Genomic DNA, 21,742 nt, shown 5'->3' with positions numbered 1-21,742 from the left:
TACCTGGAATATCGTAAATAGTTAACTTGACATGATTTTGTCATGTTTGTTACAGATTGTCTGGATTACAGGTTATGTTAACCTTTCTTTCTTAATCTGTACAAAACTAGAAAATTCATGATCAGGGGTCAACTTTGGCATAAAATCCTTAGATAGCAGATGGATAGTTTTTGTGCCAGTGTCTATTTTATGTGAATTGGCACGGAATCTTGTTGGTGCTTCATGGCAACCAAATTAATATCAAATCATAGATAACTCATGATTGGGAGAAAAAAGAATGCGTGATGCCGTTACAACTTTAATTAAGAATTATGACGTAACCGGGCGTTATTTTGACCGGAATGCCATTGATACCCTCAAATCCTACTTTGATAGTGGAACAGCTAGAGTCCAAGCCGCAGCAGCGATTAATGCCAATGCTGCCGCAATTGTGAAACAAGCTGGGGCAAAGTTATTTGAAGAACTACCAGAATTAATTCGTCCTGGTGGCAATGCTTATACAACCCGTCGTTTTGCCGCTTGTTTGCGGGATATGGACTATTATCTCCGCTACGCTACCTATGCGCTAGTTGCTGGTAATATGAATGTTCTTGATGAGCGTGTATTACAAGGACTCAGGGAAACTTACAATTCCTTGGGTGTACCCATTGGTTCAACTGTTCAAGGTATTCAGATAATGAAGGGTATTGTTAAGGAACAGGTAGCGGCTGCTGGTATTGCTAATACTGCTTTTGTGGATGAGCCTTTTGATCATATCACTCGTGAATTGAGTGAGATTGATGTTTAGCTTAACCGACAGAAGCCCCACGTCTGACCCGATAGGGCAGCGGGGGATGAATGGCGCGTGAATTGACGACGGTTTTCCGACCAACGCGACAGCAAGGAAGGAAAACATGGAGACAATTCACAAAATTTGTGTTATGAATTGAATATCTCGGCAAGGCGAGAGAATAGCGATAACCAAGCTAGATACATGATCATTTTTGTTGATTAACCTTGATTTTGCCTTTGGAACGAGGGGTCAGCCTATCGCCTTAACATCAGTCTTGTTGTTCTCGAAGAGCAAAAAGCTGTTAACTGGGTAGGAAGCCTATACTTACCCGCAAGGGAAGTGTAGGTAGTTCACGATTTCATCAATAGACATCTGAGGACAAGGTAGAGGCGTTCTATAGAACGTCTTTACTCATAATTGCGCCCGAAAACATGGAGATGTCTATTAAAATTCTGGAACTATAAGTTCTAAGCTAGGGAAATAAGTGCGGTAACGATTCACATCTCTGGTTAAAAGCATCATATCCATAATTGCCGCATGAGCGCCTATGTAGAAATCAGGTAACGGAGATTTTTTAGTTCCACCTTGTTGACGATATTTTACAAAGCATTTTCCCGCTAAAAATGCTGCTTCCCAAGGTAAATCTAAACGGTGAAAAAATTTGATAGGTAATATGGCTTCTAGTTCTTCTATCTTTTGAAAACCAATTGAGACTTCGGCATAGATAATGGGATTAATGTTAAGTTTTGTCTTTTCAGCATATTCAGTTAACTTATTAGCTGACCAATCAAACCAATTTGGATCTTCTGTGACAATATCCAAGATTATATTGCTATCAACGAGTATTTCTTTCATTAGTCTTGTCTCGTTAATGCCATTATTTCATCGGTGGTCATTTTGACTGTAGCTTTACCTCGCATCATTTCTATGAGAGTTTTACCAGGGGTGGATTTTGCTTTGGTTTTTTTTACGTAAACTGCATCTCCGATGATTTCAAATTCTACTTCTGTGTTAGGTGTAAGTCCTAATTGTTCTCGTATTTCTACGGGAATAGTTACTTGCCCTTTGGATGTAATTCTCATGGTTTTGATCTCAAGTAAGAAAATTCTTACTTTTAGTATTACATAATGGTTTTAAAATTGAATATCTATCCAGTTTTTTGCCTCAGCAAAGCGACTTAAATGTTTGACATTTGTAGTTGCTATCACAATATAGCGACCAGGAAACTCTTCTTTAAGTTTTTGCCAATGACTACAGATAATAATATCAATATTCAAACTTTTATTATCTGCTGTTGGTATTCCTTGACTACGAGCAGAAGCCCAAAGTGTAGATGCTTCTTTTAATAATTCCCAGTCTATAGGTAAAAACGAGATTATTTCTTGGAGTTTATCTAAATTCTGAATACTATTTAAGTGAGGTTTTTTCTGATATTCTAGAATTAGATTTCTTCTAATCTCAAAATCACAAATTTCAGAGGAGCAGATATACACACCTTGTGAAAGCAATTTGTAAAGCCATTCTCTACATTTACTTGGTTCACCGATTTTATTAGGATTGGCAATAATTCCCAATACACTAGAGTCAATAAATACTATCATACTTCTGAATATAATTTTTGTCCTTGTGGTCTTTCAGCATCCATTCTTTTTTTGAGGTTTTCAAAGATTTCTTGTCTTTCCCTAGATTCTTCATCAGAAATATTCTGATATTCCTGGATTTGTTGTGCTAAAATTGCCATTGCCTTTTGATTTTTTTGGAGTTGTTCTTGTTGATTCCATGTTGATTTATGGGTGCTAATTGGGGTATTTTGATCTAGTTTTGATTGCAAAATTATTTTCAGATTTTGAGCATCTGATGATTCTAAGTTGATAGGATGAGGATATCCTTCTAAAATTAGTTGATAATCACTATCAATATTATTGTTATTGGGAATTAGGGCAATAAATCGGGTGATGTTGAGGATTTTACCGCTGGGAAGTTCTATGGAGGTGTTCATGGGTTTCTCCTTGGTTTTACTAGTCAATATTTCTTCTATTCTATCAGATAGCAATCCTAAATTAGTTATGAACAACAATATATCTGACTGCTCTAAAAGGATGTTTGAAAAGTGGTATTCCGTAATTTTCATCACATTGCTACCCCCCTTTCTCCTTGTAAAGGGGGGAAACAATAAAAATCCAGTTCCCTCCCCTTTACAAGGGGAGGGTTAGGGTGGGGTAAAAAATATTTGATACATCAACCATAACTTTTCAAACACCCTCTAAGAAGTCGGGGATTTTATCTCTTGCAATAGAATCAGGATGTACACCAATTGTAGTTATACTCAAAGATATTGTTTTAAAACTTCAACTGTAGCAAGTCCAGTTTTTTCCCAACTAAATTGATTTGCTCTTTTTAGACCTTTTTCTGAAAGTTGTTTTCTGGTTTCTGAATCATTAATAATTGTTGTCATTGCTGCGGTGATTTCCCCTGGATTATAGGGATTAATTAAAATAGCAGCATCTCCTGCAACTTCTGGAAGGGAGGAAACATTAGAGGTAATAACTGGTGTAGCACAAGCCATTGCTTCTAACACTGGTAAACCAAATCCTTCCCACAAACTAGGAAAAACTAGCGCAATTGCTTGATTAATAATTATTGGTAATTCGTCATAGGAGACATAGTTAAGGAATTTAACTAGATGACTTATTCCTAATTCTTGAGTTTGTATTTCTAATAATGGGGAGTAACGTTTATCGTAGGGTCCCGCTAACCATAGTTCATAGTCATTTCTGTGAGGTAATGCGGAAAAAGCGGTAATTAGTCTTTGGAGGTTTTTGTAAGGGTCTTGACGACCGATATATAAGAAGTAATTGCGGGTGGGGAGGTTGAGGAATTGGAAATGTGAGTTATCTCCCGCCAAGAGAATTGGTGTTATTTTATGACTAGGAATTTGGTAAAATTGGGTGATATCATTGGCTGTTGATTCTGATATACAAATAATATGTTCTGCTTGTTTAAAAACTTCAGGAGTATAGTATTTATGGTATGTGGTTAATGGTGACAAGCGGTTAGGAAACCGCAAGGGTATCATATCAAAGGCTGTGACAATAAAACGACACTTGGTATATAAAGGTGCTTCGGGAATAGGGGAAAATAAAAGTTGGGATTTGAGGTTTTGATATATTTTTGGTAGTTGGAATTGTGTCCAAATTAAGCGGCGTAAATGTCCTTTTAAACCTTGTTCTGATGTGAGATTATTAGGAGTTGCATAGCAGTTATAGTCAGGGAAAGATTGGGAATTTAAAAGTGTTGGATCAAGTTTCTGTAAATGAGGTAGAAGATTAAGAGTGTAAGTAGTTGTACCTGTGGGTTTGGTTAGGAGAAACGAAAGATTGATTAATAAAGACATAATTATTTATACATAAAAATTAATTTGATAATTTCCCAACTATAAGGATTAGATGTTTTGAGATATTCAGATAAAAACTTAAACATTAAATATATTTTTAAAATCAAAATCTCCCACATTGGACGATGTTTATGATAGTAGTAAATCTGGCTACGTCTATATTCTACAGCCATTTTATTAGATATTTTATTAACAGAATATCCTCTAATATGAATTAGGGAAACATGGGGAGTATAGAGAACTTTATAACCTTTAGTTCTAACTCTCTGACACAAATCAGATTCTTCAAAATACATAAAGAATTTTTCGTCAAAACCACCTAATAAATTAAACAAATCGGCTCGAATAAAAAATGCTGCTCCGACGACAATATCTACTTCTTGAATATCTTGAAAATCCTGCTCTATAATATGCAATTTATTTTTATTTTCAGCATTCTTATGTAATTTTCTTGCTGCAAATTCTCCTTTAATACTAATTTCCGGTGAGAAAGAAATTTGGAAACTTCCATCTGGAAAAAGTAATTTAGGTCCAATAATTCCTACATCTGGATTTTCAGACATTAATTCTAAAAGATGGGGTAGAATGTTATTAGTAAGAATTGTATCAGTATTTAATAAGAATAAAAACTCACCTTTAGCTACTTTTGCACCAGCATTATTTCCTGCTCCAAAACCAACGTTTTTTGGTAGTTTAATTAATTTGATATGAGGGAATTTATCATTAAGAATATCTAAACTATTATCTTGAGAATTATTATCAACTACAATAATTTCACAGTTGTCTCTAGGAATAAATTTTTCTAGAGAGTTTAAACAATCTATTAAAACATCTACACCATTATAGTTAACTAAGATAATTGAAATTTTCCCTGATGTATAGTGCTGTTTTATCATGTAGTAATAAATATTGGTAATTATTTAGAATAATTAATTATAAAAGAATTCCTAATACACCGAATTCACTCTGTGAGCAAAGCAGTACAAAGGAATATATTTAAGATTTTATCACCAAGTGTGTCTATTGAGTTATTCATGCATAAAATTTTATAGTAAGCACATATCAATAAGGACTTATCACTGTTAATAATCAGCGTTTAAATAGTAACCTTATTTGTTTAATTTGTATTGTTTTTAATTTCAAAAATGGTTTTTCTATTATGTGGTAACTTAATACGGATGGAATCATGCTCATTAATAAACTAAGAATAAAATATATATTAAAACCTTTTGTATTTAGTCCAAAAAATGACAACATTTGCTGTATGGGAAAAGCATATATATACAAACCATAAGAAAAATCCCCATATTTATCAAAATTAGTGAAAGGTAGTTTAAATGCTAACCAAAATAAAATATAAGGAAGAGTTAAAGGTGCAATTAAAAGATAAAAATTATTTTGAATACTCAGTATTGTTAAACCAAGTGCAAATAAGAAAAACTTTTTACTAATGACGATGTTTTCTATGAATAAAAAATAGGTAGCTCCAGCTAGAAAATACATTGACAATCTCAGTAAGTATATGTCTGAAAAATATGGAAATATTTTACTGGCTGCTCCTGGAACAGCTATATCTATAATATAGATTAACCATAGACATAAAAACAAGTATGTAATAAATTTCTTATATTTTGTCAATATACCCAATGCACCTATAAATGCTATGAGTAAATAGCACTTAAATTCATAAATTAATGTCCACAAAGATCCATTAAAAGCTTTTGGAAACGGAATTTCTTTGAGAAGATTGGCAATACTATATTGCCTCATTTCCAAAAACAAGTTTACTTTTAAGTAATCTAATGGGTGATCAGTTTTACTATTGAAGTATCCAGTAAGACTGCTATTTTCAGCCAAATAAATAATGGGTGCAAAAATCAGTATGGTTATAATTAAACAAGCCCAGAAACCTGGAAATATACGAAGAATTCTATTCCACAAAAAACGCCATATAGAAGAAGAGGTAATATAGCTGCGGGTAATGAGGAAACCACTTAAAATAAAGAAATTGTAAACTGCAAAACCGCCATAAGTTTCTTGCGTGCTTCCAAATAGAGCCTCTGAACCGAAACCTCCTAAAGTATAGGAATGAGAGAAAATTACCAAAGCTGCTAAGACGAATCTTAGAAAACTAAGACTATTCTTTTTGGGATTGAAGATATCATTTAAATAAATAGCATTGACTTTATAGGAAACCATGATAGACCTCAGGAAAATGTTTCAAATTTGGTAAAAAATGTATAATAGACTCTTGAATTATGGATTTATTTTACATCCGGTATTAGGAGTAAAATATTCATTTTTAAAGTTTTTGAATCCATAAACTCCCTCCTATATTCTTCATACACAAAGGCATTTTTGAAATAAACATATCTTTATAAAAATACTCTAAAAAAGTATTAAAAAATACTATTTTGAAAGAGTCATTATATGCGAGAAAAGCTCTCAGTATATAGTCTTCATTCCATGCCCTACCTTCATATATCCAACCTTTTGGATATTCAAAAGGATAGAAAATATCATGAAAATGAATGTAAACACCACTATTTATATAGGGAAGTATTTTAAATAAAATATAGTTGACATCACTATTGAATTTAGAAACATGAGTAGAGTCAATAAAAAGAATATCTCCTGCTGCTAACTCGGAAAATTTCTCTAGTTCTATATCTTGGAGTTTGCTAGGAATAATTTCTATTTTTTCTTTATCACTATCTTTAATCAAAGATAAAAGTAGCTCTGGATAGGGTTCAATAAATGTACATGATATTTTTTCGTGAAAATATAGCTCGTTGACATCTAAAGTAAGACAAGAAGAATATCCTGATCCTACTTCAATTATTTTTTTAGGTTGAGCATATCTAATCATGCAATATAGAATAATTGCATCCGAGTAAGAATATGCAGGATTTTCAAAAAAGTATCTTAACTCCTCTTTTTTATGATCACTAAAAGGAAGTTCATGATAATATTGTTGAAATTGATGAAATAAATCTACTTGCGCTGATTCGTTGAGATTAATCCCAGGTAACTCTCTAGGAATGTTATCGAAAATTTCTTTATCCTTTAATTTTATTTCTTCCAAAGATGGTATGGGTGAATAATAATGTCCTGGTGGAACCCATGTCATGTATGTATTTTTATCTCTTTTTAAATGCTCTAATTCGATCTTTAATTCTTCTATTTGTAATAACTGTTTCTTGAAAATTGGAGTTCTTTGAAAAATATTGCTAAATAGGCTTTCCATAAATTGTTCCTTTTTACTAAGTAGGTTGGTGTTCAAAATAGTCGTTGGAGCAAGGCAGGGGGAAGGGGGCAGGGGGCAGGGAGTAGGGGGAAAAAAGGTTTCAGCCCTATTTACTTTTCTTCACACATTTTGGTTATCTCACGTCCACCTACTTAAATCTAAATGATATGACTGGTTGGTTGAGTTTACAGATTATTGACAGTTTGGCAACATTCAGTCATGATATACTGAAATCTAATTAATTTACAAGTAATTGTAATTGCAATAAAGATGCTATTGTTGAGAACAGACTTGATCGGCAATACAAAGGGTAAAATAGCATCAAATGCTCATACAGTAAGGATGTGATGGTATTTTGTTCTGTTTCTAAAAGCCTTGCTACTCAAAGCTTTCACCATTTCCAATCAAGCCTCTTTGCTAGGGGACGATATTGATTACAAACTTATTTTGGATGATTAGAGGCTAAGATTACAAATAATGAGAACACGTATTTTAAACTGGCTTTTAAGTCAAAGCCATGAAAGCGATGCAGATAAGTTGATACCAGTCTTGACTCAGTGGTTAGAGCGGATTGGGTGTATCAATTCGGCATGGATAAAACCGAAATTCTATCGTTTATTCCAGGAGAACGGTTTTCATCTTATTCGTAATCATTATTACGGCGCGATGCCAGATACAAGGGACTTTAACGATCAATGGTGGACACAGATACCTTATCAGGATTCTTTTGAAAGAGTTCAAAAGACAAATGTGGAACAAAAATTCTGGCAAATCCTGAATTGGTCTGACGATCTTGTAAATTTACCTCGGGAAAACAGCAACGGGTTTTATTGGAACAATCCTATGTTCCCGCCACTAGATGTACTCGTTCTGTATGGGATGATATGTGAACATAAACCCAAAAAGTTTATTGAGATTGGATCAGGATATTCGACAGAAATTGCTCTGCTTGCAAAATCGAAATCAGATACCAATATATATTGCATCGAACCATATCCAACTCAACAGTTACTTTCACGCGAACCACAACTTCACTCGCTGATCCAAAAACCAATCCAAGAACTTGATCTACGTTTTTTTGATGAATTGGTTGCTGGTGATTTTGTATTTATTGATACTACACATTCGGTCAAAATTGGATCAGATGTAAACTACATTATTCTTAATATTCTTCCACGGCTTGCCCCAGGTGTTATTGTTCATATTCATGATATTTTTCTCCCATATGAGTATCCGCGCAGATGGTATGATGAAATCTCAATTTTTTGGAATGAACAATATCTTTTACTAGCTTATATGATGGACAATCCTTCAGTTGAACTATTATTATCAAACTATGCGCTCTCTGTAATGTTTAGGGAAGAGTTGAATGAAAAGTTGAAGCAATTTGATATTTGGAACCTCACCGAAAACCTTGGCGGTGCATCGGGAGCAAGTTTCTGGCTTAATAAACTGTAGGCTATATGCCAAATCCGATTCTTTTTAGGAAAAATATCAAATAAAAGCATTCTTGAACTTGATAAATAGGGGTGCCAAAATAAAGTTAATACTTTTGGAAGTAACAATCATAAAAAGTTGCATAGGTAATCATAAATTATCGTATTTTCACCTTTGCACATATTTAGATGATGTTTTAAAAGTAAGAGTGAGCTAAAAATTATCCAAGCCGTGCTGAATAAATTTTTTTCCTCAAGTGCAAGAGTTTTAAGCCACATTTCGCACCTCATTTTTTGTTCTTTGTCACAACAGACAAGAAAAAATATATTTTTTTTAAAAAATCGTATTTAAAGATAAAAGATTTTAACTTAGATTTATTACTTACCTTAATGCGTTCATAATTAAACATATTTTGATAGTTAACCATATCTTGATAGAAATTTATAACTTCTTGGCTAGTAACAGTTAATTTTAGTTCTTTCTGCTTTTCTACTGCTAGGTTGTAATAGCTATCTAACAATTGCTTACGTGAAATAAGTTGATTAAGACTATCAGGAACTCTATACATAGATGTTGTTTTCTCAATCAATAAAAAATCATTATTTAAACAGTACCGAGTCCATAAATTCCAATCTTCTAGATTTTCTAGTGATTCATCAAAACCTCCATAACGTTCATACAATTTTCGATCAAATAAAATTGATTGTATTGGAATATAGTTGTGATGAAGCATGAGAAGTTTAGAGAATTTCTGTCTGTATATAGTCTGATATGAAACTTCTATATAAATTAACGGATCTAGGGAAACCAATTTTGTCGAGACTTTCCAAGATATTGAATAAGTGGCTGATACCTCTGGATGAGCTAATAATTCATTAATCAGTACCTCAATATGATCTGCAAAAAATAGATCATCATCATCAAGAAACACTATGAATTTCCCGGTAGCTAGGGATAAACCTACATTTCCTGTATGACACCGTCCACGCTTTGGTTCTTCTTTATAAACTACCTTTAATTTGCTAATCCTATGAATCTGCTCTATGTAATTTTCTGCTTCATTTGAACCATCTTCTACTACAAGTATCTCTATATTGGAATATGTTTGATTCAGAACCGATATTACAGCTTCTTTTAGATAGGGTAATCTACCTTTGTAAGTACGAATAATAACGCTCACCAATGGTAATGATGTTATCACTTGTTGAGGATAACTATAAAATGCACCATCCCTCATCAACCCATAGTCCCACTTGTTGATGGGAAATAATTTCTTACTTCTTTTACGAGTGCTTAAAAAATATAAACAATTTTGTAAAATTTTATAGATGTTTTCTAGCAAAGCAGATCGCTGGTTTTCAATGCAAGGTGGTGATAGCAATAACTTTAAATACATGAAGGGTATAGCTGCTATTTGCTTCAAAGATCCATAACGTAGTCTTATATAACTATTTGCTAAAGTGCTACCTAAAAACTGTAGTCTTTTAAGTTGATTTGCATATTTATAGGTATAATGCCAACAAACTGCTGATGGACAATATTTAATCCGAAAACCATTATCTCGCAATCTGTAAGAAAGCTCTACATCTTCTCCATAAAGGAAAATTTTCTCTTCATAACCTTTAACATATTCAAGAGCAGATCGTCGAAAAAGAGTGCAAGCATGGGCAGACCAATATGTTTCTAGGGAAACAGGGTTATAGTATTTTGGATGTTCAAAAGGTTTTTGACGGAATTCCCAAGAAGCAACATCATTATCATCTGAAATCGCAGTATTTACTGCTTCAAAGATTGCATCAGGTGAAAACTCTAAATCAACATTAGAAACTAAAAAATAATCGGCATTCCCTTCGCTTAAATTATGGTTATGTCCACAGCCAAATCCCAGATTAGAACGTTCAAATATCTTAAAACTATTAAAGTAATTGGAGTATTTTTCTAAAGATGAATAACACAATTTTATCGTGTCGTCAGTAGAATTGTTGTCCGTTAATAGGATATTAATTAATTGAGTAGGGTAAACCTGATTTAAAAGACTAGAGAAAAATTTATCAAGCCATTTACTGGAATTATAGGTAACTATAGAAATATCAATTAAAGGTAGTTTGGTAGATGACTTTAATATATTCAAAACTGTCTCCTTAATTTAAAAATCTAATTCTGATTATTTTTTAATCGTTTTTCTATGCTAAAAACAGCAAATAGCGTGGATAGAAACTGGATACAAAATCTTAACAAGTAATTTTTATCCTAACCTCAATAAATGTTTAAATTTAAACCACAATTTTCGTATTTGCCAAAATTTACTACTTTCCATTGCTGTGATAGTGTTTTGTGATCGATCTAATTCTATCTGAGTTTGGGAGAGTTGAGATTGCGATCGCTCTAATTCAAATCTAGTTTCTTTAGATAGATTTTGATAAAATTGTAAAGTGCTAAAAGAACCTACCTGAATATTAGTTTGATACCGGGAATGTTGCCTATATTCTAACAGAGGTAAAGGAGAACGTCTTGCTTGCCAACCAGTTTCAATCATTCGTCGGAACAGATCATAATCTTCTGGTAGATTAGGTGTTTGAATATATCCACCTATTTCTTCAAATGCTTTACGTCTAAACATAGAAGAACCATGTATAAAGTTACCAACTTCGAGAAGTTTTTTGCGAGATTCTTCATCAAAGTCCGGGAAATTTATCACAAAGAACTTATCGGCTTTTACAGTTCCTTTTTTATCTTCTGGAAATGTATCATACACTAGTTTTGCTCGCTGACCAAATAGCGCAAAATCCGTATATGCAATTCCTACATCTTCGTGCATATCAAGAATTTCGGCTGTTTTTTCAATAAAGTCGCTTCTATACCTATTATCTGCTCCCAGTATAGTTACATAATCATGATTTGTCAGACTTATTGCCTTATTAAAATGTTCAATTATTCCCATATTTTTTTCATTTCTATTTACCCTAATAAGATCAGGATATTTTTTTTTATAGAAAACGGCGATTTCATAGGTATTATCAATAGAAGCATCGTCAGAAATCAGAATTTCATCTGGCAATCTAGTTTGACGAAGTACGGATTCAATTGCTTCTACTAAAAAAGAACCATAATTATATGATGCTATAATAACTGCTATCTTAGCTTTACTGAAATTGCTATCATTAGTTACAGTCAAGCGATTGAGGCAATAAATATCTAAATCATTACCTTGAAAGCAAGATACAGCACCTGAGAATCTATCTTTTACTGCTTCCAAAACTTTTTGGTTGAATCGTCCATAAGGATAAGCAAACCATTTTAAACCATTAGGATCTAATGCTCTAATATCTTCCGGAATATCCAACTCCTCGAATATGTCTACTCCGTCCTTCTCAATTATTAAATCAGGATGGGATTTAGTATGCCATTGCAATCTTCCATTTATATTTACCAGTGCCTTTAAGTCTTGAAAATCAACAAATTGTGTGAGAGGTTCTTCTGTATCAAAAGCATTATCAATACCAATATAATTACTGCTTACAAATAATTCAAAAACATAATTAAATTCCTGTAGGATCGGTGCAGCATACTTTAAAATATTTTTATAAACTCCATCAAATGTGATAACCACATGATTTGGATTTTGCGGATTGTAATCATCTAAATAGACAACTTGTTTAGACTTTAGCTCTACCATCTGTCTATAGAATTGGTCAACTGATACCCACCATATAGTTGGGCTTTCTAGATCAATTTTATGGTACATCAGAATTGTCATTTCACATATACCTCCAGACATTGTGTGTATTCTCTATACTCAAAATAATAATTTTCCAACATTAGATAAGGAAATCTAAGTGTATACCATTCGTTAATGTGAGAGCAAAGTAAAATGCCATCATTTGCTAGAAATCGATCCACACTCTTATATATAAGACTTTTAGCTTCACCAATATATTGAGGGTATAAAACTCCAGTAATAACTATTAAGTCATATACTCCTGATATATGAGAATTTAACTCAAAGATTGAAGATTGAGTAAAATCTATATTACTTTTATTATGTTCTTTGCTGTGATTTAACTTTGCCTGTGCAATAGCATTAGCTGATACATCTACACCAATAATTTTCTTACCTGGCAATTCTCTGGTGATGAATCCATGACCACAGCCTATATCCAGGACGTTTTCATACTTACGCTCAGGAATTTCACTCAAAATAATACTTTTCCGTCTGATATCATCGGCATTAGTTTCATAATTCCAAGGATCATTATTATTGTAAAATTTTTCTAATTCTTTAAGAGGCTGTAACATAATCATTTTCTACATAAATAAGTTTTTATCAAAGTACAATCTATTGCTTGTTTAGTCAAATCTCAGTATACAAGTTTCCATAGGTAGTGAGACTTGACTCCAGATAGTTCTTCCAGGAATATCTAGAGATTGGAAGACATATGCACATTCTACCCAATCAAAAAAATTTGTTTCTTTGAGAGAATTAGCAGCTATTACAGTAATATTATAGTAACCAGATTTTAGTCTATTTTGCAACTTAAACTCAATACAGAATTTATCACCTGGGGTAAGATTATGTAGGTTCTGTTCTTCATACACATTGTTAGAGCCAACAACTTCAATTTGGTTCTTGTCTTTGATATAAAAAGCTATTACCGCCTCTGGCAACTTTTTAAATACTTGGCAAAATATCCTAATAGTAAAATATTGTCCAAATTCAATTTCTGACACTTTTTTATAATGATTATCAAATAAAATTACATTCGCAATTTTTATATAACCATTTCCCTTTCGTAAATCTTCTACTTTTTTTCTAAATTCTACCATCTCATCATCCGAAGTTCCTATTAAGTTGCAACAACTATTGTTAACAGTCATATTGATCAGTTCTGGTGTCTCTCGAATATCTTCAATTGCTTTCATCGCCACAAACTGCTCTTGTATATATGAATCCACTATTTCACCACTTTTACCTATTGCATGAAGGCCAGCATCCTTTAAATATACAGTTCTCTCACATAAGCTTTTAACTGAACCAGTGTCATGACTGACAAACAACACCGTTACCCCAGACTCCATCATTTGTCGCATTCGTGCCATACACTTCGCCTGAAAGAACATATCCCCCACAGCCAAAGCTTCATCAACAATTAAAATATCTGGGTTAACATGAATTGCTGAAGCAAAAGCCAGCCTTACGTACATCCCACTAGAATAGGTCTTAACAGGTTGATCAATAAAATCTTTTATATCAGCAAAAGCCGCAATATTTTCAAATCGCTCATCTACTTCCAGCTTAGAAAGCCCCATAATTGCGCCATTCATATACACATTCTCGATCCCAGTGAATTCAGGGTTAAATCCAGCGCCTAATTCTAGTAATGCTGCAACCCTACCATTGACTTGGACTTCTCCACTGCTTGGTGTCAATGTTCCGCAAATGAGTTGTAAAAGTGTTGATTTTCCTGCACCATTACGGCCAATAATGCCCATAGTCTCTCCCTTCATTATTTCAAAGGAGATATCCCGTAATGCCCAAAATTCTTGTGCATAGGATTTTCCAGGAAACAACATTTCTTTCAGCCTATCTACAGGACGAGCATACCGCTTAAAGCACTTTGATACATTCTTTAGGGAAATTGCAATTTCTTCTCCCATGCTTTTACTGTTAACCCTCACAAATTAAAAACAATAACCACAGTGCCATTCTTAATGTTCACAATACATCAGCAAATGCTGGACGCAACCGCTTATAAACTGTAAACCCACAATAAAATATCATAACTGATATCGCCGCAGCTACACCCCACTCACTCCAATGCTGTACCTCCCCCACTAAAACTATATCCCGATAAACTTCTGCTATAGCTGCCATAGGATTTAACCAAAACACCCATTTTCGGAATGCTTCAGGAATTGCTGAAGCCGGATAGATAATTGGTGTCAAGTACATCCACACATTTAATAATACTCCCATTGTTTGCGGAATATCTCTCAAAAACACTGTTAGCCCCGCTGTCAAATAACCCAACCCAGCAGTTAATAATAACTGTGTCAGCCAAACTAAGGGTAACAGAGCCAAGGTAGTATGTAAAGTATGAGTCGTGATAGCTACGAAAAATATCAACGCCATTAAACCAAAGGAACTTTCAATAAACGTTGATAAAATTGGCACTAGAGGTAACAATGCCAGAGGAAATACCACCTTCTTAACTAAATTCGGCTGTCCTATTACTGAACCAGCAGACTGCATAAGTCCACCTGTAAAAGCAATCCAGGGTAATAACCCCGCAAACAGCCACAAGCCAAAGGTAAAATTATTTTCTGGTAAACCCTTTAAAGTATGCAGTTTCACCTTCAGCACTATGGAAAATACATAGGTGTAAATTAGTAATTGTGATAACTGATTAAGTAGAGGCCACAAATTGCCTAATACAGAACCTTTATACCTTGCTTCCAAATCCCGACGGACTAAAGTTCTCAGTAAGTCGAATTTCCCCCACCATTTTTCATCTACTGGTAGAATCCGCCTTAATTTTCCTATTTTACGTATAAACTCCACTGTTGATAACAATTTTTGATTCCTTGTGACTAATATAGACCTCTTTTTCTCCTAATTTATACTATCAGGATCTACGCCTAGCGATCGCAAATACTCAGCTAATTTATCAGCCCGTTGGCGTTCGTTTTCTGCCCGTTCGCGTTCAATTTCTACCAGTTGAAGGGCAATTTCAGCTTTTCTAATTTCTTCTAAATAAGCTTCTTCTGGTGTAGGAACTAATCTTCCTTCAACAGTAAAATATCTTAACTTATCTTCCCAAATCCCTAGGTATAAACCTAACTCCTGACTCCAATACCAGCCATTTTCTGATGCTGGAATACTTTTGTATTCACTATCTGTTAATCGCCATCCCACCAATTCTAAGGTATTTGGGGAAAACCAAAAATACTCGGGAGTACGGAATTGATTTTGATATAACTGTTTTTTCAATCCCTTATCTACTTTGGCAGTAGAATCAGAAAGTAATTCAATGATCACATTGGGATATTTACCATCTTCTTCCCATGTTACCCAAGACAGACGTGGACGTTTTTCCGTATCTTTGACTAGAAAAAAGTCTGGCCCCCTAAAATCTCGATTTTTTAACTGTTGACGACTATAGTAAACACTAAGATTTGCACCAATAAAAAAATCTTCTCTATCACGCCATAACCATTCCAAACAAGTTACTAAAATTAATAGTTGTGTATAATGTAAGGAGCTTTCCATTTCTGGTTCGTCGCTGAGTAGTTCAGTGCAATCTGGCATTAATGCTTCTATTTCTTGTGCGGTTAAAGCCATAGATTTTATGGGGATAAATTACTATCTTTTATTAATTATAAACTATCAGGATTTAGTCCGTACAATTATCAAGTGATAGTCATGTTAAAGCAAATCCATAAATTGATGCCGCCACAGATGAAAACAAGTCCATCCCAAGGTTAAAATAATGATGCCACTCAGTAAAGCCCCCCAAATCAAACCTAAATCTGGTGAAGAACCTGATAAGGTAATCTGACGCAGACTTTCAATAATTGGGGATAAGGGATTTAAACCTAAAAATTGTTTTACCTGCTTGGGAACAATAGCTGCTGGATAAAATATGGGACTACTAATCCAAATTACAAATACTACTAATTCATAAAAGTAAGGTAAATCTCTAAAAAATACGTACAAAGCACTAACTAAAAACCCAACTCCTGTAGAAACTAAAATTAGTGCAAGAAAGGGAAATACTAATGCTAGGACATTGACTAGACTTTGGGAATTAATCAAAGTCATAATCGCTAGTAACGGAAACGCTCCCACTGAAAACTGAAATACATTCGCCGCAATCATTGATACTGGGAAAACACTGACTGGCAAGCGAATTTTATTTAATAATGCACCATTGCCGACTACGCTGGTTAAAGCTTGGGATGTGCAAGCTGAGAAAAAATTGATGACCAACAGCCCCGTCAGTGCTGCCAGCATATAGTTAATAATGGAGTTACCATAATAAGATGCAAAGGTAGCACCAAAAATGGCAGTATATAGCCCTGTCATGATTAAAGGGTTTAATAGTGACCAATAAACCCCCAGAAAAGAACCCCGGTAGCGGACTTTCAGAGTCCTTCCTACTAAGACGTGCAGGAGTTCAGAATAACGCTGCACTTGTAACCAATTCAAATTATATTTCAGGGAAAGTGTCATTTTTATAGCACCATTACACACCAGAAAAAACTCATTTGGGCATTCTATACTATATAGGTCCGATAGTTTACGATTAATTTTAAGATTAGTAAAATTTCATCTATCTTTAGGTATTACTTACAAACTATCAATACTTTCGCCATTTTTTGCGTTGTTGGGTTAAGCGACAGCGCAACTCAACAAATACGTTGGGTTTCATGCTATTGCTTGGCAATGCTAACGTTCCACAACCCAACCTCCGAATCAAGGCTTTTTTCAATTTGGCGAAGGTATTGAACTATCAGGATCTATTGCCATAAAGTAATGAGTACATTTAATTATGAATAGTGATTTATCTGGCTTACGAGTTCGAGATATTGGCGAACAAGGTCTTTTAGAAAGATTACAACGCTTTTGTCCACCCGATATAATTGGTGATGATGCCGCAGTTTTAGAAACCTTACCAAATCAATCTTTGATAGTTACTACAGATATGCTCGTTGACGGTGTGCATTTTAGTGATGTTACCACCTCTCCAGAGGATGCTGGTTGGCGGGCTGCGGCGGCTAATTTATCCGATTTAGCAGCAATGGGGGCGACTCCCGTGGGCATAACTGTGGGATTAGGTTTACCGGGAGATGTAACTGTAAATTGGGTTGAGCGACTATATCAGGGCATGACAGAATGCTTGTCAAAGTATCATGTTCCCATAGTTGGTGGTGATATAGTGCGATCGCCCATTACCACTTTAGCAATTACCGCCTTAGGTCAAGCTAACCCCAATTTCATCATCCGTCGTGCCACCGCTCAAGTAGGAAATGCTATTGTCATCACAGGTATACATGGAGCCTCCCGTGCAGGCTTAGAATTACTTTTACATCCCGAAATAGCTCAAAACCTCAAAACTGAAGCCAAGGCAGCCTTAATCACCGCCCACCAGCGCCCCAAACCCCGTTTAGATGTAATCTCTATCCTCAAAGAAATTCTCATATCCCCCTGCTCCCTGCCCCCTGCTCCCTGCCCCCTGCCTATGTCCGGTATGGATAGCAGCGACGGTTTAGCAGACGCAATATTACAAATTTGCCGAGCCAGTAACGTCGGTGCAGTTATAGAAGCTAGTAAAATACCCTTACCATCAGCCTTTGAAGGGTGGCTCACACCAGAAAAATCATTAAAATATGCCCTCTATGGTGGCGAAGATTTTGAATTAGTCCTGTGTTTACCACCAGAACCTGCATTAGCATTAGTGCAAAAATTAGGCACAGGTGCAGCCATAATTGGCACAATTACCCCAGGCTCAAAAGTGATTTTACACCGCGAAAAAGCAGAAATCCCCGACCAAGTTCTCAGCCTCAGCCAGGGATTCCAACATTTTGGTCAGTAGGGGCGAAGCATTTGGAAGATAAATTATCGGTCATTGCCAAAAATAGTTCTCCAAATGCTTCGCCCGTACAGTGGTCAGTGGTCAGTGGTAAAGAAAAACAAAGGACAAAGGACAACTGACAACTGACAAAGGACAATTAAACCCATTTTTCAGCTACTAATTCCGCCAAATCAAGAACACGTTGGCTATAACCCCATTCATTGTCATACCATGCCATGACTTTCACCATGTCATTGCCCATAACAATAGTCAAGCTGGCATCAACAATAGAAGATTCATCTGTACCTTGATAGTCAGAAGATACAAGTTCCAATTCGCTGTAACCTAAAATGCCTTTCAAGGGACCTTCAGCAGCTTCTTTCAGAGCTTGGTTAACCTCTTCGGCAATAGTGCGCTTTTCAGTTTGTACTACAAAATCCACCATGGAAACATTAGGGGTTGGTACACGCAAAGCCACACCATTTAGCTTACCCTTCAACTGAGGAAGTACCAACGCTACTGCTTTTGCTGCACCAGTAGAGGTGGGAACAATGTTAATAGCTGCTGCTCTTGCCCGACGCAAATCACGATGAGAAGCGTCTAGTAAGCGCTGATCACCTGTGTAGCTGTGGGTAGTGGTCATTATGCCTTTGATGATCCCAAATTTTTCATCTAATACCTTGGCAATGGGAGCTAAACAGTTAGTTGTACAACTGGCATTACTGATAATGTTATGGATGTTGTGGTCATAATCATGATGATTGACACCAATTACAAAAGTACCATCTTCATTTTTGCCAGGAGCGGTAATCAGAACCTTTTTAGCTCCGGCATTTACGTGCCTCATTGCCCCTTCTTTGCTGGTAAAAACGCCTGTTGATTCGATAATCAGGTCAATTCCCCACTCTTTCCAGGGTAAGTTATCTGGGTTGCGATCAGATACGCACTTAACTGTATTACCATTAAGGGTTATAGAGTTATCATCAGCACTAATATCTACACCTTGCAGCTTGCCTAACATTGAGTCATATCTAAGCAAGTGAGCATTAGTTCTAGGGTCGGATGTGTCATTAATCCCGACCAGTTGAATATTGCTATTTTCTCTACCCACCCAGCAGCGGGCAAAGTTACGTCCAATGCGCCCAAAACCGTTAATTGCAACTCTAATCACAGTATCTTGCCCTCTGTATTTATGCCTATAAGTTGATATCGTTGACCCCAATCATATCGCAAAGGGGGCGGCTATTTATAACGATAAAGTCTTTGATCAACAAAAAAATACAGAATTTTATAAGAAGGAGTCAGGAGTCAGGGAGCAGGGAAAACTTCTTAACAACTGACAACTGTACGGGCGAAGCATTTGGAGAACTATTTTTAGCAATGACCGATAATTTATCTTCCAAATGCTTCGCCCCTACTGACCAATGACCAATGACCAATGACCAATGACCAATGACCAATGACCAATGATGATTTCTATAAATTAAACAATAATTTCACTACCAATGTACTATTGTAGACAATTCCGACAGAGGCTTTTGGTAAGTGATGCAAATTGCTATATCTAAAGCCATCCTACTTAGTGCTAAAAAAGTCATGACAAAATGTATTTAAATTTACACAATTTTCTTTCCCGATGTAGCAGATATTTTCAGAATAATCTTATGAGCAGATTAGAAATAATTTTCGGGGGGTAATCTGGCTCAAGGGGCAAAACAAAAGTCAAAATTTACTCATTCAGCAGGGATGAATATTTTAGATGGGATAGTTAGGATCTGTAAAAATCAAAATCCTGGTATGATACGCGTGTCTTATGTGATTCTGGTGTGGTGTGGTGTAAGAGGTAAATAAAATGAGTAATTGTATAGATTTTAGTGGTAGACCATTTCATTTCATCGGAATTGGTGGGATTGGAATGTCTGCTTTGGCTTATGTTCTAACCAAACGCCAATTACCAGTATCTGGTTCAGACTTGCGTCCTAACCATATTACGCACAAGTTAGAATCTCTAGGCGCTCACATTTTTAGTAAGCAAGAAGCAAACAATCTGGAGTTCTTTGTCCCTGAAGCATCGGCTGATGATTTATTGTTAACTTCACCAGAAAAGTTGTCTGCGGCAAAAACAACCTGGCCTCAAGTGATTTGTTCCACAGCTATTAATGCTAATAATTTGGAATATAAAGCGGCGCTGGCATTAGGTTGCCCAATTTGGCATCGTTCTGATGTTCTTGCGGCTTTGATTGCTGATTATTACAGTATTGCTGTGGCCGGAACCCATGGGAAAACTACTACTAGCAGTCTGATTGGTTATATGCTTTTGCAAGCTGGACTTGATCCGACGATTTTGGTCGGTGGTGAAGTTAAGGCTTGGGAAGGTAATGCCAGAATGGGGTCTAGCCGTTATTTAGTAGCGGAAGCAGATGAGTCTGATGGTTCTTTGGTGAAGCACGCTCCAGAGATTGGTATTATTACTAATATTGAATTAGATCATCCTGACCACTACGAAAGTTTAGAAGAGGTAGTTAATACGTTCCAAACCTTTGCTCAAGGTTGCAAAACTTTGGTAGGTAGTATTGATTGTGAAACAGTGCGCGAGCGCCTGAAACCAACCATTAGCTATAGTCTTTACCCAGATAAAGGTGCTGACTACACCGTTACTAATATAGATTATCGGGCTGATGGGACAACAGCTTTAGTATGGGAAAAAGGTCAAGCCTTGGGGGTACTAAATTTACAGCTATTAAGTCATCATAACCTCAGCAATTCTTTAGCAGCAGTAGCTGTGGGTAGAGTTTTGGGATTAGAATTTGGAGAAATTGCCAAAGGGATTACTAGCTTTGAAGGTGCAAGACGACGGTTCGAGTTTCGAGGTGAAGCTGCTGGGGTGACTTTTATTGATGACTATGCCCATCATCCTAGTGAAATTCGTGTTACTTTAGCCGCAGCTCGTCTTCAAACTAGACCTGGACAAAGGGTAGTTGCTATCTTCCAGCCCCATCGTTATACTCGGACATTAACGTTTTTAAAAGAGTTCGCTGAGTCTTTTACCCATGCTGATTTAGTTGTGCTAACTGATATTTATAGTGCGGGTGAGCCTGATTTAGGACAAGTTAGTGGACAGGATTTAGCCACTGCAATTAGTAAATACAACCCTGAAGTGGTTTATCAGCACACTTTACCTTTAGTTAGTGAATTTTTACTGCAAACCCTCCGTCCGGGAGATTTGGCATTATTTTTAGGTGCGGGTAATTTGAATCAGGCTATTCCTGAACTTATTACCACTATGAGTGAACCGGCAATTGCCACATCTTAGGATCAGA

The 21,742-nt window shown here is 35.6% G+C and carries 21 protein-coding genes; 4 read left to right on the top strand and 17 right to left on the bottom strand.

Annotated elements, in window-relative coordinates:
- Window positions 1–277: 277 nt before the first annotated feature.
- Window positions 278–787, top strand: coding sequence for an allophycocyanin subunit beta (gene apcB / locus BMF77_RS21710; RefSeq protein ID WP_148765767.1), 510 nt, complete (start codon window positions 278–280; stop codon window positions 785–787).
- Window positions 788–1,216: 429 nt separating this feature from the next.
- Here apcB and BMF77_RS21705 read toward each other — a convergent pair whose 3' ends face one another.
- From BMF77_RS21705 to BMF77_RS21670, 8 genes are all read right to left on the bottom strand, one after another.
- Window positions 1,217–1,627: a type II toxin-antitoxin system VapC family toxin gene (locus BMF77_RS21705; RefSeq protein ID WP_148765765.1), complete on the bottom strand. Its 411-nt coding sequence runs from the start codon at window positions 1,625–1,627 to the stop codon at window positions 1,217–1,219.
- Window positions 1,627–1,854, bottom strand: coding sequence for an AbrB/MazE/SpoVT family DNA-binding domain-containing protein (locus tag BMF77_RS21700; RefSeq protein ID WP_148765763.1), 228 nt, complete (start codon window positions 1,852–1,854; stop codon window positions 1,627–1,629). Before BMF77_RS21700 ends, BMF77_RS21705 begins: the two co-directional genes overlap by 1 nt.
- A gap of 51 nt (window positions 1,855–1,905) precedes the next feature.
- Window positions 1,906–2,373 carry a type II toxin-antitoxin system VapC family toxin gene (locus BMF77_RS21695; RefSeq protein ID WP_148765761.1) on the bottom strand — a complete coding sequence of 156 codons (468 nt, stop codon included), beginning with the start codon at window positions 2,371–2,373 and terminating at the stop codon, window positions 1,906–1,908.
- Window positions 2,370–2,771 carry a hypothetical protein gene (locus BMF77_RS21690; RefSeq protein WP_148765759.1) on the bottom strand — a complete coding sequence of 134 codons (402 nt, stop codon included), beginning with the start codon at window positions 2,769–2,771 and terminating at the stop codon, window positions 2,370–2,372. The genes BMF77_RS21695 and BMF77_RS21690 overlap by 4 nt, the downstream gene beginning before the upstream one ends.
- Window positions 2,772–3,098: 327 nt before the next feature.
- Window positions 3,099–4,166 (bottom strand): glycosyltransferase family 1 protein, encoded by a 1,068-nt coding sequence (locus tag BMF77_RS21685; protein WP_148765757.1) that lies wholly within the window; start codon window positions 4,164–4,166, stop codon window positions 3,099–3,101.
- A 2-nt stretch (window positions 4,167–4,168) separates the two neighbouring features.
- Window positions 4,169–5,062: a glycosyltransferase family 2 protein gene (locus tag BMF77_RS21680; protein WP_148765756.1), complete on the bottom strand. Its 894-nt coding sequence runs from the start codon at window positions 5,060–5,062 to the stop codon at window positions 4,169–4,171.
- Window positions 5,063–5,255: 193 nt separating this feature from the next.
- Window positions 5,256–6,365 carry an acyltransferase gene (locus tag BMF77_RS21675; protein WP_148765754.1) on the bottom strand — a complete coding sequence of 370 codons (1,110 nt, stop codon included), beginning with the start codon at window positions 6,363–6,365 and terminating at the stop codon, window positions 5,256–5,258.
- Between the two features lie 103 nt (window positions 6,366–6,468).
- Window positions 6,469–7,413 carry a class I SAM-dependent methyltransferase gene (locus BMF77_RS21670; protein WP_148765752.1) on the bottom strand — a complete coding sequence of 315 codons (945 nt, stop codon included), beginning with the start codon at window positions 7,411–7,413 and terminating at the stop codon, window positions 6,469–6,471.
- Between the two features lie 477 nt (window positions 7,414–7,890).
- Here BMF77_RS21670 and BMF77_RS21660 point away from each other — a divergent pair, with 477 nt between their 5' ends.
- Complete coding sequence (locus BMF77_RS21660; RefSeq protein ID WP_148765748.1) at window positions 7,891–8,871, top strand: class I SAM-dependent methyltransferase; 981 nt, start codon at window positions 7,891–7,893, stop codon at window positions 8,869–8,871.
- A gap of 265 nt (window positions 8,872–9,136) precedes the next feature.
- On the opposite strand, the gene BMF77_RS21655 is transcribed toward BMF77_RS21660, so the two are convergent.
- The 7 genes from BMF77_RS21655 to BMF77_RS21625 all read right to left on the bottom strand — a co-directional run bounded on the left by BMF77_RS21655 (window position 9,137) and on the right by BMF77_RS21625 (window position 17,080).
- Window positions 9,137–10,981, bottom strand: coding sequence for a glycosyltransferase family 2 protein (locus BMF77_RS21655; protein WP_148765746.1), 1,845 nt, complete (start codon window positions 10,979–10,981; stop codon window positions 9,137–9,139).
- Window positions 10,982–11,095: 114 nt separating this feature from the next.
- Complete coding sequence (locus tag BMF77_RS21650) at window positions 11,096–12,607, bottom strand: glycosyltransferase (RefSeq protein ID WP_210422241.1); 1,512 nt, start codon at window positions 12,605–12,607, stop codon at window positions 11,096–11,098.
- On the bottom strand, window positions 12,604–13,146 hold the full coding sequence (locus tag BMF77_RS21645) for a bifunctional 2-polyprenyl-6-hydroxyphenol methylase/3-demethylubiquinol 3-O-methyltransferase UbiG (RefSeq protein WP_168204473.1): 543 nt from the start codon (window positions 13,144–13,146) through the stop codon (window positions 12,604–12,606). The genes BMF77_RS21650 and BMF77_RS21645 overlap by 4 nt, the downstream gene beginning before the upstream one ends.
- 51 nt (window positions 13,147–13,197) lie before the next feature.
- Window positions 13,198–14,505, bottom strand: a complete 1,308-nt coding sequence (locus BMF77_RS21640) for an ABC transporter ATP-binding protein (RefSeq protein WP_148765739.1) — start codon at window positions 14,503–14,505, stop codon at window positions 13,198–13,200.
- A gap of 58 nt (window positions 14,506–14,563) precedes the next feature.
- Window positions 14,564–15,409: an ABC transporter permease gene (locus tag BMF77_RS21635; protein WP_148767152.1), complete on the bottom strand. Its 846-nt coding sequence runs from the start codon at window positions 15,407–15,409 to the stop codon at window positions 14,564–14,566.
- Window positions 15,410–15,460: 51 nt separating this feature from the next.
- Window positions 15,461–16,189, bottom strand: coding sequence for a Uma2 family endonuclease (locus BMF77_RS21630; RefSeq protein ID WP_148765737.1), 729 nt, complete (start codon window positions 16,187–16,189; stop codon window positions 15,461–15,463).
- 84 nt (window positions 16,190–16,273) lie between these two features.
- Window positions 16,274–17,080 carry an ABC transporter permease gene (locus BMF77_RS21625; protein WP_148765735.1) on the bottom strand — a complete coding sequence of 269 codons (807 nt, stop codon included), beginning with the start codon at window positions 17,078–17,080 and terminating at the stop codon, window positions 16,274–16,276.
- A gap of 319 nt (window positions 17,081–17,399) precedes the next feature.
- On the opposite strand from BMF77_RS21625, the gene thiL reads away from it, so the two are divergent.
- Window positions 17,400–18,443: a thiamine-phosphate kinase gene (thiL, locus tag BMF77_RS21620; RefSeq protein WP_148765733.1), complete on the top strand. Its 1,044-nt coding sequence runs from the start codon at window positions 17,400–17,402 to the stop codon at window positions 18,441–18,443.
- A gap of 136 nt (window positions 18,444–18,579) precedes the next feature.
- On the opposite strand, the gene BMF77_RS21615 is transcribed toward thiL, so the two are convergent.
- On the bottom strand, window positions 18,580–19,593 hold the full coding sequence (locus BMF77_RS21615; RefSeq protein ID WP_148765731.1) for a type I glyceraldehyde-3-phosphate dehydrogenase: 1,014 nt from the start codon (window positions 19,591–19,593) through the stop codon (window positions 18,580–18,582).
- 130 nt (window positions 19,594–19,723) lie between these two features.
- Entirely contained in the window at window positions 19,724–19,882 is a 159-nt protein-coding gene (locus BMF77_RS26955) for a hypothetical protein (protein ID WP_168204369.1), read from the bottom strand.
- A 392-nt stretch (window positions 19,883–20,274) separates the two neighbouring features.
- Here BMF77_RS26955 and murC point away from each other — a divergent pair, with 392 nt between their 5' ends.
- The gene (gene murC / locus BMF77_RS21610) at window positions 20,275–21,735 is read left to right on the top strand and encodes a UDP-N-acetylmuramate--L-alanine ligase (protein WP_148765729.1); all 1,461 of its coding nucleotides are present in this window, start codon (window positions 20,275–20,277) and stop codon (window positions 21,733–21,735) included.
- Window positions 21,736–21,742 lie beyond the last annotated feature (7 nt).

The organism is Dolichospermum sp. UHCC 0315A (assembly GCF_008121535.1).
GTDB classification, from domain to species: Bacteria; Cyanobacteriota; Cyanobacteriia; order Cyanobacteriales; family Nostocaceae; genus Dolichospermum; species Dolichospermum lemmermannii.
The sequence above is the reverse complement of the archived record's forward strand: the minus strand, read 5'-3'. Positions and strand labels throughout refer to the sequence as shown.

Bases quoted from the DNA above. Each gene is read 5' to 3' on its own strand.
- apcB (WP_148765767.1), top strand. From the start codon at position 278: ATGCGTGATGCCGTTACAACTTTAATTAAGAATTATGACGTAACCGGG.
- BMF77_RS21705 (WP_148765765.1), bottom strand. From the start codon at position 1,627: ATGAAAGAAATACTCGTTGATAGCAATATAATCTTGGATATTGTCACA.
- BMF77_RS21700 (WP_148765763.1), bottom strand. From the start codon at position 1,854: ATGAGAATTACATCCAAAGGGCAAGTAACTATTCCCGTAGAAATACGA.
- BMF77_RS21695 (WP_148765761.1), bottom strand. From the start codon at position 2,373: ATGATAGTATTTATTGACTCTAGTGTATTGGGAATTATTGCCAATCCT.
- BMF77_RS21690 (WP_148765759.1), bottom strand. From the start codon at position 2,771: ATGAACACCTCCATAGAACTTCCCAGCGGTAAAATCCTCAACATCACC.
- BMF77_RS21685 (WP_148765757.1), bottom strand. From the start codon at position 4,166: ATGTCTTTATTAATCAATCTTTCGTTTCTCCTAACCAAACCCACAGGT.
- BMF77_RS21680 (WP_148765756.1), bottom strand. From the start codon at position 5,062: ATGATAAAACAGCACTATACATCAGGGAAAATTTCAATTATCTTAGTT.
- BMF77_RS21675 (WP_148765754.1), bottom strand. From the start codon at position 6,365: ATGGTTTCCTATAAAGTCAATGCTATTTATTTAAATGATATCTTCAAT.
- BMF77_RS21670 (WP_148765752.1), bottom strand. From the start codon at position 7,413: ATGGAAAGCCTATTTAGCAATATTTTTCAAAGAACTCCAATTTTCAAG.
- BMF77_RS21660 (WP_148765748.1), top strand. From the start codon at position 7,891: ATGAGAACACGTATTTTAAACTGGCTTTTAAGTCAAAGCCATGAAAGC.
- BMF77_RS21650 (WP_210422241.1), bottom strand. From the start codon at position 12,607: ATGACAATTCTGATGTACCATAAAATTGATCTAGAAAGCCCAACTATA.
- BMF77_RS21645 (WP_168204473.1), bottom strand. From the start codon at position 13,146: ATGTTACAGCCTCTTAAAGAATTAGAAAAATTTTACAATAATAATGAT.
- BMF77_RS21640 (WP_148765739.1), bottom strand. From the start codon at position 14,505: ATGGGAGAAGAAATTGCAATTTCCCTAAAGAATGTATCAAAGTGCTTT.
- BMF77_RS21630 (WP_148765737.1), bottom strand. From the start codon at position 16,189: ATGGCTTTAACCGCACAAGAAATAGAAGCATTAATGCCAGATTGCACT.
- BMF77_RS21625 (WP_148765735.1), bottom strand. From the start codon at position 17,080: ATGACACTTTCCCTGAAATATAATTTGAATTGGTTACAAGTGCAGCGT.
- thiL (WP_148765733.1), top strand. From the start codon at position 17,400: ATGAATAGTGATTTATCTGGCTTACGAGTTCGAGATATTGGCGAACAA.
- murC (WP_148765729.1), top strand. From the start codon at position 20,275: ATGAGTAATTGTATAGATTTTAGTGGTAGACCATTTCATTTCATCGGA.